Origin of the sequence: Empedobacter sp. R132-2, assembly GCF_030324375.1 — a bacterium.
In the GTDB taxonomy this organism is placed as follows: domain Bacteria; phylum Bacteroidota; class Bacteroidia; order Flavobacteriales; family Weeksellaceae; genus Empedobacter; species Empedobacter falsenii_B.
This window is the reverse complement of the sequence record NZ_JACAGG010000033.1, coordinates 1-14470: the sequence shown is the minus strand read 5'-3', so window position 1 is coordinate 14470 and position 14470 is coordinate 1. Positions and strand designations below refer to the sequence as shown.

At 30.2% G+C, this 14470-nt stretch carries 12 protein-coding genes and 1 pseudogene; 1 reads left to right on the top strand and 12 read right to left on the bottom strand.

All coding sequences use genetic code 11. The annotated features are described in order from the left end of the window. Window positions 1-2 precede the first annotated feature (2 nt). The 9 genes and pseudogenes from HXZ69_RS12625 to udk all read right to left on the bottom strand — a co-directional run bounded on the left by HXZ69_RS12625 (window position 3) and on the right by udk (window position 10337). Complete coding sequence (locus tag HXZ69_RS12625; RefSeq protein ID WP_286496187.1) at window positions 3-1385, bottom strand: TolC family protein; 1383 nt, start codon at window positions 1383-1385, stop codon at window positions 3-5. 146 nt (window positions 1386-1531) lie between these two features. Further along, window positions 1532-2206 carry a hypothetical protein gene (locus tag HXZ69_RS12620; RefSeq protein WP_286485609.1) on the bottom strand — a complete coding sequence of 225 codons (675 nt, stop codon included), beginning with the start codon at window positions 2204-2206 and terminating at the stop codon, window positions 1532-1534. Window positions 2207-2266: 60 nt separating this feature from the next. Then, window positions 2267-4065 (bottom strand): annotated as a pseudogene (locus tag HXZ69_RS12615) (ABC transporter ATP-binding protein). Window positions 4066-4068: 3 nt separating this feature from the next. Beyond that, window positions 4069-6246, bottom strand: a complete 2178-nt coding sequence (locus HXZ69_RS12610; RefSeq protein WP_280050133.1) for an FUSC family membrane protein — start codon at window positions 6244-6246, stop codon at window positions 4069-4071. A gap of 62 nt (window positions 6247-6308) precedes the next feature. Next, entirely contained in the window at window positions 6309-7475 is a 1167-nt protein-coding gene (locus HXZ69_RS12605) for a THUMP-like domain-containing protein (RefSeq protein WP_286496185.1), read from the bottom strand. Window positions 7476-7479: 4 nt separating this feature from the next. Next, window positions 7480-7893 (bottom strand): RDD family protein, encoded by a 414-nt coding sequence (locus HXZ69_RS12600; protein WP_286496183.1) that lies wholly within the window; start codon window positions 7891-7893, stop codon window positions 7480-7482. A 119-nt stretch (window positions 7894-8012) separates the two neighbouring features. Further along, window positions 8013-9287 carry a methylmalonyl-CoA mutase family protein gene (locus HXZ69_RS12595; RefSeq protein WP_219034475.1) on the bottom strand — a complete coding sequence of 425 codons (1275 nt, stop codon included), beginning with the start codon at window positions 9285-9287 and terminating at the stop codon, window positions 8013-8015. Further along, window positions 9280-9669: an FtsB family cell division protein gene (locus HXZ69_RS12590; protein ID WP_221855581.1), complete on the bottom strand. Its 390-nt coding sequence runs from the start codon at window positions 9667-9669 to the stop codon at window positions 9280-9282. The genes HXZ69_RS12595 and HXZ69_RS12590 overlap by 8 nt, the downstream gene beginning before the upstream one ends. After that, the gene (gene udk, locus HXZ69_RS12585) at window positions 9669-10337 is read right to left on the bottom strand and encodes a uridine kinase (protein WP_260392473.1); all 669 of its coding nucleotides are present in this window, start codon (window positions 10335-10337) and stop codon (window positions 9669-9671) included. Before udk ends, HXZ69_RS12590 begins: the two co-directional genes overlap by 1 nt. Before the next feature lie 339 nt (window positions 10338-10676). Here udk and HXZ69_RS12580 point away from each other — a divergent pair, with 339 nt between their 5' ends. Next, window positions 10677-11282, top strand: a complete 606-nt coding sequence (locus HXZ69_RS12580; protein ID WP_221855583.1) for a DUF4126 domain-containing protein — start codon at window positions 10677-10679, stop codon at window positions 11280-11282. A 191-nt stretch (window positions 11283-11473) separates the two neighbouring features. Here the strand turns inward: HXZ69_RS12580 and HXZ69_RS12575 are convergent, their stop codons facing one another. The 3 genes from HXZ69_RS12575 to HXZ69_RS12565 form a co-directional block, all read right to left on the bottom strand. Then, window positions 11474-12346 carry an acyl-CoA thioesterase gene (locus HXZ69_RS12575; protein WP_286496182.1) on the bottom strand — a complete coding sequence of 291 codons (873 nt, stop codon included), beginning with the start codon at window positions 12344-12346 and terminating at the stop codon, window positions 11474-11476. 8 nt (window positions 12347-12354) lie between these two features. Then, a complete protein-coding gene (locus tag HXZ69_RS12570) occupies window positions 12355-13320 on the bottom strand; it encodes an NAD(P)H-dependent flavin oxidoreductase (RefSeq protein WP_286496181.1) in 966 nt (321 codons plus the stop codon). 322 nt (window positions 13321-13642) lie between these two features. After that, window positions 13643-14239, bottom strand: coding sequence for an RNA polymerase sigma factor (locus HXZ69_RS12565; RefSeq protein WP_115001114.1), 597 nt, complete (start codon window positions 14237-14239; stop codon window positions 13643-13645). Window positions 14240-14470: the final 231 nt, after the last annotated feature.

Below are 14470 nucleotides of genomic sequence, written 5' to 3'. Positions count from 1 at the left end.
TTTTAATTTGATAATTTATTAAATAATTCTCCAGAAGTTTGAAGTAATTCGTAGGTTTTAGAGCGTTGATCCAAGATTTGAGCATAATAACCTAGATTGGCTTTGTAATAATCATTTTCAGCAGCCAAACGTTCGGTTACATCTATTAATCCTTCTTGAAATCGTCTTGAAGCGATTTCTAAATTATTTGTTGCAATGGTATTTTGTTGATTATTTACTTTCAATTTTTCAGTAGAAGTTTCGTAATCAATTTTGTTTTTACTTAATAATAAATTCAGTTTTTCTTGGGAATCTTTTAACTTGTTTTCATTTATTAAAATGTCAGTTTTCGCTTGTGCTAATTTATTTTTATGTTGTCCGCCATCCAATAATTCCCATTTTGCGCCAATACCAATCAAAATATTAGGAAACATCGAAAATTGGTTCATTTTCAAATTAACATCACCTAATATATCAACATCTTTTAATTTGAAACGACTTCCAAAAATTGACGTATAATTGGTGTTCGCGAATGCAAAAACTTGTGGTAAGTGTGAACCTTTTTCTTTTTGATATATAAATTCGTAAGCTTTCACAGAGTGTTCAAGTGCTTTCAACTCTTTTTTATTTTCTAAAGTATAACTTGAAGCAAGAATGTCAATTGGCGCTAGTTCGTATTGAATTTGTTGAAGATCTTGTTCAGACAGATGCGTTAAAGTTTCTAATTTTTTGTACAGTAATTGTCGATTACCATTCAGTTCTACTTGTCGAGCTTCTAATTCTAGCATTGCTAATTTTATTTTTTCACGATCGTATGGAATAGCTAAACCATTTTGAATTGCCTTTTGAACTTTAAGATGCTCTTTATCCAAGCGTTTTGCAGAATTTGAAATTAATTCTTCTACTTTGACCAATAACATCAATTGATCATAGGTTTGTAAGATATCTTTGGTTATAGTTTCTTTTTCGGCTTCTTTCAAATAATCTAAAGCAGTACTTTTTTCCTGAATAGCATTCAAAGCATTTGGAATTTGTAATCCCGAAAATATAATTTGAGTAGCGTTAATTCCGACAGTAAATAATCCTGCTGAGGTATTGAATTTTTGATTACCCGAAAACAATTCTGTGGACAAAATATCGATTGATTTGGTTGGAATATCGATGATTCCGTTCGAGTTTAGATAACCACCCAGTGCAATTGCAGATAAATTTGGTTGTCGTTTACCTTTTACTTCGTCATATTGGTAATTGTTTTTTTCGACTTCCAGTTGTTTATTTTTTAATTCATAACTTGACTCAATCGCTTTTTCAACAGGCAATCGAAGTTGCGGATCAATCAATTGTTGTGCAAATCCCGAAATAGAAGTCAATAATGGAATAAAAGATAAATATCGAATAATAAGCATCCTATAATTTTAGCATAAAATTAACAAAAAATATACCATGAATAAAAGTCAATATTAGAATATCATTAAAAATAAAAATCCTGAAACTTTTTAAGGGTTCAGGACTTCCAAAAGTTGCCAAAAAAATGGCGCATAGTTCAATGTATTTAATATTTATTATCAATAATATCCAACGTTTCGTTTAATGACTCTTTCATCATTTTCTCTAAATAATCCGTCGTACTTTTATTGATTGTTTCGTCTATATACTTAGTTCCACCAATTGTTTCGCTATATTTTAAAGCATTATTTTTAAGGTCTAGAATATTAATGTAGACATATGTTTTGGCGATGTATTTCTGTTTGTTGGCAGGATCATAATCAAGACCCGATTTTACATTAATTAAAACTAAATCATCTTGATTAATCGCTTTTTTTAAATCATTAAATTTAACTTGATTTACATTTTCCTTTGTGATTAATTCATTCGGAACTAAGTTTTTATCAAATCTATCAATCATTTGATAAGTGTATTTGTTGTCGTTTAATATTTTTTCAGATTTATCACGAATTACTTTTACAATATCAAATTTAGAATTTATTTGTTTAAGCTGATTTTCAATTGATTTTGAATCAATGTTTTGATCTAAATTTTGAGAATTATGATCAAAAAAACCAAGAGAATCTATATTAATCAGAACACCAACTTTATTTACAGGAACGTCTAAAGCACTTTCGTAAGTTACCGTATTAAGTGCTAATTCTTTTGGAGCTTCTTTTTTTTGCTCGCAAGATTGGGTAAAAAACAGTACCCCAACTATAAAATAAACTAATTTTTTCATACGCTATCCTATTACCTCTTTAAAGATAGTGATTTATAATGTTTTATAATAGAATTATTCCTAATAATTTTCTTCTTCTTCATCGTCAAAAGTTTTGGCAATTTTTTCAATGTTTAAGCTTTTTGCCATTGCATCAAAAATCTCTTTATAAGTACCGTTCATTTTGTATACATCCTCATGAATTCCGTGTTCCACAACTTCGCCTTGTTTCATCACGTAGGTATAATCGGCATCGATAATTTGAGAAATACTATGCGAAATAATGATAACTGTTCGATCTTTTTTGATGGCATCCAAACTATTTTTAATCTGTTCCGTCGCAATTGCATCCAAACTTGCAGTAGGTTCGTCCAAGAAAATAATCGGCGGATTTTTGAGAAACATACGTGCTATGGCAATACGTTGCTGTTGACCACCAGATAACAATAAGGCTTTGGATTGATAAGCTTCTGGCAAATCCATAATTTGTTCATGAATATAAGCACGTTTTGCGGAATCTTCTATTTCTTCGAAAGTTGCGTTTACATTTCCATAACGAATATTTTCTTCAATCGTTCCATTAAAAATGTGATTTTTTTGTAAAACCAATCCAATATTATCGCGTAAAAATTGCGTATCATATTCTTCTAAATCAATTCCGTCAAGTAGAATTTTTCCAGAATCAGGTTGATAAAATTTATCCAATAAATTGATGACTGTACTTTTTCCCGCGCCAGATAAACCAACCAAAGCTGTAATTTTATTGGGCTGAATTGTCATGTTTATATTTTTTAAGGCTTTGTATCCATTTGGATAAGAAAAGTCAACATTTTGGATTTCGAATTTTCCTTTTAGATTTGTTGGAATGTAATTTCCAGAAGATTCTTTTTCGTCATCCGCTTTCAAAATTGCAAAGAAACTTTCGGAATATATCATCGCATCATTCATTTCATCATAAATACGATGTAGTTGACGAATAGGAGCCGAAACGTTGTTGAACAACAAAATATGGAACATAATTGCGCCAATTGTCATTTGTCCATCAAGAACCAAATATGAAGTTAAAATGATGATAATCACCACACCTAACTGCTCGATAAAGGATTTTAAACCATCAAAAAAGAAGCTTGTTTTACGTGTTTGCATTTGATTATTCGTCAATTCTTTTTGTAAATCAAGTTGTTTTTACCTTCTATATCTTCTCGGTTAAATGATTTAATTACTGTAATTGAATCAATTATGCTGATAATTCCTTGCGATTTTTGTTCACGATAACCTCTCAAATTTCGTCGCCAACCACTCAATTTTTTTGCTTGTTGTTGCGTGATAATGAAATAAATCGGAACGATACAAAGTCCAACTAATCCAACATAAAAATTAGCGTTGAACATCAAAATTAAAGCAACAATTGAATTGGCAAAAAGTGGAAGAATATCGATAAAAAAGTTTTGAACTAAACGTGTCAAACTTTCAATTCCTCTGTCAATACGGGTTTGAAGTTTTCCTGCTTGATTATCTTGATTTGTATAAAATGCCATTCTATACGTCAAAATCTTTTCGATAATGGTTTGTGCTAAATCTTGTGAAACTAAGATTCTAAGCTTTTCACCATAATATTTTTGACCAAATGTGATAAAAGCATTCAAGATTTCTTTTGTCATCAAAACAATTGAAATAAACGAAATGATTTTCAGACCTTCTTTTAATCCTTTTCCAGCTTCAACCAAACCATTTATAGAATCTACGGTATACTGTAAAATAAGGGCGTTTACCTGTGACGTAAAAGATCCAACTAAGGTTAGGAGCAAAGTTGCGACAACCAAAGAACGATAAGGTTTTACAAATGGACGTAGATTTTTAAACAGTTGAATGATTGTCATTTATTATTCTTTTAACGGTTGTTCTTTCACAAAAACGTGACCAACTTTTGTGAAATCGTAAGCAATCTCGTATAAATACTCTAATAGATCTTCAATCAGTTCAGAATCATTTTGCAAAGCCTCTGTTTCAATTTCAGTATATGCAACAGTTTTTTCTCCAAATTCTATTGTTTTAGGTAAATTTTCTGTTTCATATTCGCCATAAAGCCGAATGTTTTGTAACAATAATTGCAAAATTTTCTTCATCAATCGAATGTGTTCTGAAGTTAAAATAACAGAATTGTTTTTCTTTAAAATTTTAACTAAACCAACTGAATATGAGACAAATGACTGGTTGAAAATGGTGAATTTATTCAGTACGTTAGCATTTTCTTGTTTTCCTTTCGGTTCAGAAATTACACGCTGAAAAACTGAATTAATATTTGCCATTGCAATAAAAACATCTTTTCTAGCTAATTTATAATCTGTTGTAGAAACTTCGTTGTCAGCTAATTTTTTAAAAACCAAATAGATAAACTCATAATTTGCAATCAATGCTTTTTGAATATATTCGTTCATATTATTTTTTTCCCAAGTTGGTAAAATCAAATAACTCGAAATAAACGCCATAAATCCTCCAACAAGTGTATCAATAAAACGTTCTTGAATAATATACAATGAATCTTTTTGCGAATAAAAACTAAACGAAATAAGAATATACGCGGTTAAGTAAAATGTACCAATTGCATATTTGTGACGAATAAAAGTGTAGGCCATTAACATGAAAATAAGCATTAATGCAAATCGGATACTGTGTTGAGGTATTATCAATAATATTAAAACTCCAACTAATCCACCGCCAATTGTTCCTTTCAAACGCTGAAAGTTTCGTTTTTTTGTTACACTAAAACCAGGTTTTAAAATCACTAAAACTGTCATCAAAATCCAGTAACTATGGTAAGTCATCGGAATAATAAACGTGACACCATAAGCTAATAACATTACAATTGATGCACGAATTGCATGTCTAAAAATTGAAGATTTTAGATTCAGATGATCTTTTAATTTTCGTAAAGAATAATCAACTGTAGGTTCAAAATGTTCGGCATGATCCAGTGGATTTTTCTTTTTTTCTGTGAACGAATCATCATAGAAAAATTTATGGATAAACTCTATTTTATAAACAATTTGCTTTAGATTGATATAAATTTTAGATAAAACGATTGGTTTTTGTCCTTCTGCATATAATTCTTTGATGGCATCATCAATCTTTTTCAACTCAACTTCAAAGTCAAAAGTAGGTTGTTTAGGACGTTTGTTCGAGTTAATATGATAAGCAATCATTTTAAGCTCATGCGCTAATTTATTCATTAAATTATAGATTTTGCGCATTGCTTTTGTATCACCGTAAACTTCTCGAATTTTTACATAATCGTATTGATTTGCTGTTACATTCTCAAATATATCCACCAAATCAGAGAAAATAAACACAATCGAACGCCCAATTGGTGTCTGGTCTTTTACCAATTTTTTGTTCGAAAAAACTAATTCACGAACTAAACTTTGTTTTTCGTTAATTACAACATGTTCATCGATTAATTTTTTGATAATATCATCGTAATTTGAATCTTTATCAAACATAGAAGCCTTGATTCGAATGTATTCAGAAATATGAATCATTGTGTCAGCTAAGTTTTGCTGCGCCATACGATAAGGACGAAAGGTACTAATAGCTAGGCTAAAAATAGTGTACCAAGCTGCTCCAGCAGTCACAAAAAGTGCAATATGAAGAGGACTTAACTCATGTCGTAAATCATTCATATTCATTACCATTGACATCATAATGACCATTCCAAGCGCACTTGTACGTTGTCCCCAAACGGTTAACATGTTAGAAAAGAATACGATAAGTGTTAAACAAATACCTAGAAATATTGGGTAACTGTTAATCGTTTTGGTGAAATATGAAACAAGGAAAATCAAGAGCACGGAAAGCCACATCAGGTTTCGGCGTTCTTTAAATGGACCAGGTGTATCCGTCATGTGTGCTAAAACTGCACCAAGACTTATCGTTACACCGGCATATAAATCGCCAAACAAGCTGGCTACGATAGGCGGAATGATAATCGCTAAGGAAGTTTTTAAGCCATCTGAAAGCGCTTCTCCGTAGATAAAGTTTTCAATTTTATTGATGATTTTCAAGTGTAATTTTTTAAGGTTGAAAATTGTTGTATAAAATTAACACAACTTTTTTCGAAACCCAACTAAACTCGTGAAGTTTTTAGAATATGAAACCCATCAATGCTTTGAGTAAAAATTAAAGTTGTTGTACCGCCATCAATAATTTTGAATTTTTTCTTGATAACGTCTATTGGCTGATTGTAATTTTTGACTAATAAATTCGCTTTTGTTTTTAGAATTTCTTTTTTTTGATTTTTAATTTCTTCTTCAATCAAGTAAATTTTTCCAGGAAAATTCTCTAAAAGTTCATTCGAAGTATACAAATGAGTATTCTGATGAAGTTTATGAAGATTGAATTTTTCGCTCAATAATTTGAAAGCACCAGTTTTTAGAATCGCAACATTTGGTTCGTAAATATAACGTTGAATTCCTCCAAAACTTGCATTCGCACTATATTCTTCTTCAAAATGAAAAGAAAATTCGGATTGATTATTTTCTAAATTAACAGCTTTTATCAAAGGGTTTTTTGTTGAAGAATTTTTATCTAAAATGATTAGAAAATCTTTCACTTCATTTTTTAATGCAACAATGTGTATTTCAAAAATTGAATCAATTTGTTGTAGGGTAGAAGTGATGTCTAATAAAGGCGAAAGCTTGATGATAATTTTCTCTGTTTTTTCGAAAAAAGTTGGAATCCATTCTAAAATATTTGGCTCTAAATTTTCCAAAATAAATTTTCTTCCGCTCGAATTTCTTCTTGCTGGATCGAGATAAATAACATCAAATTTTAAAGTAGGATTTTCTTCAAAAAAAGACTGAAAAGTTCCTGTATAGGTTTCTAAATTTGGCGCTAAAATTTTAGCATTATGTTGTACAATCTCACTCAATTCAGGATTTTGTTCGATGTGATATACTTTGTCAAAATTCTTTGCAAAAGCCATGGTGTCAATTCCAAAACCTGCGGTTAAATCAATCAAATTTTTTCCTTTAACTAAAGTTGATTTATAATTTGCTGTAGCTTCCGAACTTGCTTGTTCCAAATTAATTGAAGGTGGAAAATAAATGTTTTCTGTTGAATAAAGTGTTGGAAATTTATGTTTTGAAACTTGAATTCCTTTCAATTGTTGTGCAATTTCAGCAGAAGAAATTTCTTCAAACAACGATTTTTTCAAACCTATAGATTTGATGTCTTCATGTTCGATTATTTTCAGATAATCTTGAAATTCTTTTGTTAAAATAGTTGGATTCAAAATGTTATTTTTTAGTCATTTTAGTATTTGCTACAATATCACCTAAACGTTGACTTTCTTTGGAGTTATTTATAATTAAAATTCCAATTAATCCACCGAAAATAAAATAATCTATAGGATCGAAAAGATGACGAATAAAAGATTGCGAAAAACTAATTGGTTTTTCTGTTTTAGCATTTACAGGTTGCAAATTTAGGATTAAATGACCTAAAGTTCCATGTAAAATAACTTCAATTACTACAAAATAAACTAGCCAAAAGATAAAAATAGGTAAAGCATTTATTCCGTTTACATTATAACTTCCGTCATTTGCTAAAGCTCCAAACTTATAAATATAAAGCGCTGCAATGATTATAAATAGTGCGTAATCAATATATCCCGCTATAAATCGTTGAAAAATGTTTTTATTAGATTTCATAATTTTATATAAAACAAAACTTTATTAAACACAAAACTTCAGTATCCATTACAGCTACTGAAGTTTCGATTATATTGTTGAGTTCTTTTAATGAAATTGGCATCCAATTCATGTAAAAACTATTTTTTTTCCTCTTTTTCTGCCAAACGAGTTGGAACAATCGGAACAAAAAGTGCTTGTTTTACCACTTTTTCTTTTGGCGATTTCTCAATCACATCTGCAGGGTTTCTAAATTTGTTTACACCAATTAATTTAATGGTTTGCTCATCGAAATCTTTTTGCTCTTTTTTCGCGCTTGTGTAAATAAAATCTTGAATAGTTTCATTTTGTAAAGCATTTACAAAACCTCCTACATTTTGTATTGTTTTAAACAATTCTAACGCATTTTCAGCCATTTGATTTGTCAAACTTTCGATGTAGAAAGAACCAGCAGCAGGATCAGTAAATTGATTCAAATAAGATTCTTTTTGTAACAATAATTGTTGTTTTGCGGCTAATTCTAATCCAAAATCAGACTCTTTATTAACTTCATCATATGATCCAACAAAAATAGCGTCACTTGATCCGAAGATAGCCGAAGAAGCTTCTATTGTAGAGCGAATAACGTTGTTGTAAATATCTAATTTAGATTTATTGCGATCGGATGTTGAAGTGAAAATAAATGCTTCACTTTCTTTATTATATTGCTCCAAAATCATTTTCCATAAAAAGCGAAATGCTCTTAATTTCGCAACTTCGAAGAAATAATTACTTCCAACAGCAAATTTAAAATAAATTTTGTCCGCAATATCAGCTCCAAAATTTTCTAAATATTCTACTGCATGTGCAAGTGTAATCGCAATTTGTTGAACATGATTTGCTCCAGCATTTTGATAAACATCTCCTTGAATTGAAATTACTTTTTCGAAATTTTTCAATGCCAAAGCTTCTTTCACCAATTCTTTTGATGCTTTTTCTGAATCATTTTGCCAAAGTCCATTCTGTGCCAAATATCCATAAATATCTAAATCTAAATATTTCAGATTTGGAAGATTTTCAAGCGATTTTAAATCAGAAGTTCCATTATATTTAATAAATAAATCTAGATAATTAGGAAGTTCTAACGATGAATCAATTTGATTTTGATTAATCAAATATCCATACAAAAAGCTGTAATCTTGGTTTTTATTTCCAGTATATTTCGAAATAATTTTCCAATCTTTTGAGGATTTTGGTAATGGTTGTACAGCCGAATAATCGACATCATCCTTTGTATATAATGGTTTTACATTTATTTGATCGTTCGTTCCCCAAACCAAAGTTTCATTATATTCTAAACCTTTTAGCTCGACTTGAACTTTATTTTTCCATTCTTTTTCAGAAATAGAATCAAAATTTTCAAATAACTTACTCATTTTCTTTATTTTGCGGCTTCGTAACTTTTTCTTGCTGAATGATAAAAATATCTTCATCATCTTTTTTCAAGAAATGCTTTTCTCTTGCAATCCTTTCAATTTCAGCAGGATTACTATTTAGTTGATTTAATTTTTCAGACTCAGTATCCAAGTGTTCTTGGTAATATTGTTGATCAACTTCTAATAATTTGATTTGTTTATCCAACTCGCGATGTACGAAAAAAGAATTTTGGTCGAAAAAAATCATCCAAACAGCAAACGCAACCGTTAGAACAAAGTAACGATTCCAAACAAATTTGAATACACGTGTATCCTTAATTTTTCTTTTCGGTACTTCTGGTGTAAGTTCTTTGTCAAAGATTTCTTCCGATTTTTCTTTCATTATACAGTAGTTTTCGAGTTGAGTTTTTCTTTAATTACAGTTGATAAAACTTTGATTGCGACAGAATTTTTCTTTTTCATATTCGGAATAATAATGTCTGCATAGTTTTTAGATGGTTCTATAAATTGCTGATGCATAGGTTTTAACGTTTTTTGATAACGTGTTAAAACTTCGTCTAAATCGCGCCCACGTTCTTGTATATCACGGCGTACGCGACGAATTAAACGTTCGTCAGAATCTGCATGAACAAAGATTTTTACATCAAATAAATCGCGTAAATCTGGGTCAGTCAATACCAAAATTCCTTCTACAATAATAACCGATTGTGGATGTGTTAAAATCGTTTCTTCCTTGCGACTATGCGTAATAAACGAATAGACAGGTTGTTCTATTGATACGCCATTTTTCAATAAAGCGACATGTTCTTTTAGTAATTCGAAATCAATTGATCTTGGGTGATCAAAATTGATCTTAGAACGTTCATCAAAAGATAATTCAGGATGATCTTTATAATAATTATCTTGAGAAATAACGATAACGCTTTCCGCGTTAAGATCTCTTAAAATATTATTTACAACAGTTGTTTTTCCCGAACCTGTTCCTCCTGCAATTCCTATTACTAGCATTTTTGTTTTATTATTTTTTTTAATTTCGTTTGATGTTTCCATTGCAAGAGTTCTCGTAAAATTTCCTTAAAGATAAAATTTTCCTATCAGAAATTAAAATAAAAAGAAATCGATTCTTGCAAAATTTTAAATGTTGTCGTGAAGAAGTTTTGGTTGATTGATTTTGAGAAAAGAAATAATTATCGATGCATTTAAAAAATGATTGATTTATTATTCGATTATTTAGATGTAACTCAAACATTTAGGTTTATTTATACAAAAAAAGTACTTTGCAGTACTTGGTTTCTCTTAATCGGATGCAAAGGAAAGAAAAAAATATAAAAACTTTATCTTTTTTATCATTATATTTATAAGATCAGAACTATTATAAAATACTAAACTATGAACGATTTAATCTCAATGTCTACTATTTTTTCGTTATTTCTCGGAATAGGATTAGCCGCTGCTGCTGGTTTTCGGATTTTTCTTCCCTTATTTATATTGAGTTTAGCTGTCAAATTTGCAGGAAGTTTTATTAATCTCGACGAAAATTGGATGTGGGTTGGGAGTACACCAGCTCTTATAACACTTGGTGTAGCGATGTTAGTGGAAATTGGAGCTTATTATATTCCAATTATTGATAATTTGTTGGATACGATTGCGGTTCCCTTAGCTGGAATTGCAGGAACAATAGCGGTTGGAATTACGATGCCAGAAATGAACGAAGTTGCAACTTGGGCTTTGGCGATTATAGCAGGAGGAGGAACTGCGGCTGCGATTAGCGGTACAACTGCTGCTGCAAGAGCTGTTTCGACCACCACAACTGCGGGAGCTGGAAATTTTTTGGTTAATACAGGTGAAACGTTTAGTTCTATTGTATTAAGTATTACGGCAATTGTATTGGCTCCTTTGGCGTTTATTTTTGTACTGATTATTTTATATGTGTGTTATAGAGCATATAAAAGTGTTAGAAAAAAAGGTGATCAGTTATTGGCGGAAGAATTGTGAAAGAGTGAAGAATTGAATATATAAAAGAGCTAAATTATTAGCTCTTTTTTTTTGTTATATATTAGTATTTCAAGTTTTTCTTTTTAAGTAAATATTAATTCAAAAATATTTAGAATAAGATTAACTAGAAGTTAAGTTTATAATATAGAAAAAGTCTTGTAATTTTTTTACAAGACTTTTTGAAATATAAATTATTCCTTCTCTTTCACTATTGGTCTTATTAGACCTTCTTGCGCAACGCTACAAATTAGTTCACCAGAACGATTGAATAAATTTCCTCGTGTAAAACCTCTTGTATCATTTGCACTTGGAGATTCAACATTAACTAATATCCAATCATGCAAATTTGGTTCTCGGTGAAACCAAATTGAATGATCTAAGCTGGCCATTTGTGTGTTTCCAAAGTGAGCTTTAGAAGCATGAGGTTTTATTGCTGTTGATAATAAATTGTAATCAGAGCTATACGCAATTAATTGCTGAATAATTGGTAAAGGTAAATCCTCTGGAACATCATTAAAAGTTAACCAAACATTACTAAAATTAGGATAATCTTTTTTCTCAAAAGGATTCACAAATTCAACAGGTTTAAAATCTAACGGACGCTCTGCTAAGACAAATCGCATAATTGATTTTGGTAAAACTGAACCAAATTGTTCTGCTACATCATTCCAGCTCATTAATTCTTCAGGAGGCGTTACAACAGGCATTTTTTCTTGATGCTCGTAACCTTCTTGCTTCAACTGAAAGGAACAAGCCATTACAAAAATAGGCACACTGTCTTGCTTTGCTGTGACAACACGTGTACTAAAACTTCCTCCATCACGAAGATTTGCTACTTCAAAATAGATAGGTTTTTCTAAATGTCCAGGTAAAATAAAGTAGGAGTGAAGGGAATGGCAAAAACGATCTGAAGGAACAGTTTGATACGCAGCATGCAAAGCTTGGCTTACAACTTGTCCTCCAAAAACATTTGGACTTCCCATAAAAGAACTTTTCCCTTCGAATAAATTTTCTTCTAATTTTTTGAGAGAAATTAATTCGATGAGTTCTTGAGTAGTTTTCATTATTAAATTTAAAATTTCAAATTATTTAATTTCTGCACATTTTGTTCTAATGCACATTTATATTCATTTTTCATTCGATAGACTAATTCTTCGGTTGAAATAATATCATGAATTCCAGAAACTCCGTGTCCAGCAGACCAAATGTCTTTCCATGCTTTATGTCCATCGCCTCCAATTAATTTCGAAAAATCTTCTTCTTTCTTTTCGTCTAAATCAATTCCAGAATGTATAATACTTGGTTTCAAGAAATTTGCATTTACACCAGAAATTCCATCTGTATAAATCACATCTTCGAAAGTAGAATCGACTAACATTGTTTTATAATCTTGATTCGAAGAGGCTTCTTTTGTCGCGATAAAACGAGTTCCGATGTATGCAAAATCAGCACCCATATTTTCAGCTGCTAAGATATCGTTTCCGTTGTTCATCGCACCTGCTAAAATTAAACAACCATCGTAAAAAGTGCGAATATCATCAATCAAAGCAAAAGGATTAGCCGTACCAGCATGTCCACCAGCACCAGAAGCTACAGCAATAATTCCATCTACACCAGCTTCAGCAGCTTTTTCCGCATGACGTTTTTTGATCACATCATGAAAAACCAAACCTCCATAACTATGAACTGCATCTACAACTTGTTTTACAGCACCAAGCGACGTAATAATAAGCGGTACTCTATATTTTGCACATAAAGCTAAATCACCTTCGAGACGAGGGTTTGTTTTGTTAACGATTAAATTCACTCCAAATGGAGCTGCTTTTTTACCTGTTTCATCTTCAAATTGTTTTAATTGAGAAGTGATATCAATTAACATTTGTTCGAAATCTTCGGCTGTTCTTCCATTCAAAGAAGGGAAAGTTCCACATACACCATTTTTACATGCTTCTACAACTAATTCAGTTCGAGAAACAAGAAACATAGGTGAAGTGATTAAAGGTAAATCTAAACTATTTTTAAATTCTTGTAGGGTCATACTAAAATTTTTTTGATGTGGTATAGGATGCAATATAGTTATAAATTGAGTTATGATTTTCAGAAAAGATTAATTTATTTGCATAAAAAAATCCTGAAATGTTTAATATTTTCAGGATTTTTTATTTGATAAAAGCAGTGTTCGATTAATTTAAATTTAGGATTATTATTTCCTTCACGTTATTTAATTTCAATGCTGAAATTGATTTTGAAAACATTAATAATTTTTCAATCGTTGATTGTTTTGGTTCAAATTTTTCTGAGTAAAATTCAATCATAAAAACTTATTTACTTTAAAAACGTTAAATAGATAAGTTTATTTTTTAATCGATTGTTAAAATAATGTTATTATTTTCGATAACTTTTCTTAAGTTGATAATTGCATAGCGCATTCTTCCTAATGCTGTATTAATACTAACATTTGTTTCTTCCGCAATTTCTTTGAAACTTAATTCTTTGAAGATTCTCAGTTCTAAGACTTCTCTTTGATCACTTGGTAATAAAGTAACAAGGTATCTTAAATCATTTTCAATTTGCTTTTTAATGATTTTGGTTTCGGAACATTCGTCAGAATTTCCAATAAAATCGAAAATATTATATTCGTCATCATATTTACCTATAGTTTCTCTAACAGCAGGCATTTTCTTAATATTTCGAAAATAATCAATAGTTAAATTATGCGCAATACGCATTAGCCAAGGTAAAAATTTTCCTTCTTCATTATATCCGCCACTTTTTAGTGTAAGAATAACTTTTATGAAAGTATCTTGGAAAATATCTTCAGTGATATCTTTGTCTAAAACTTTTGAGAAAATGAAACTATAGATTCTACTTTTATACTTCTCAATTAAAATTTCTAAAGCATATTCATTACCATCAACATAGTCTTTGATTAGCAATGAGTCTTCTTCGTAATTCATAAGGTAGATAATTTGGTTTAGTAAGTAGATTTTTTTATCTATAGGCTTCTTGTTTTTTTATAAGTGATTCAAATATAGTCAAAGTTTGAATCAAAACAAGTGAATTAACATAAAAAGAGGACTGTCTCTTAAAGTGTGTAAGTTCAAAAATTAAGCTTGGGTTAGGTTCTACTTTTTAGAGTCTAACCCTTTCTTGATATAGGATTAAAAATTGATCAATAATAACTCCCC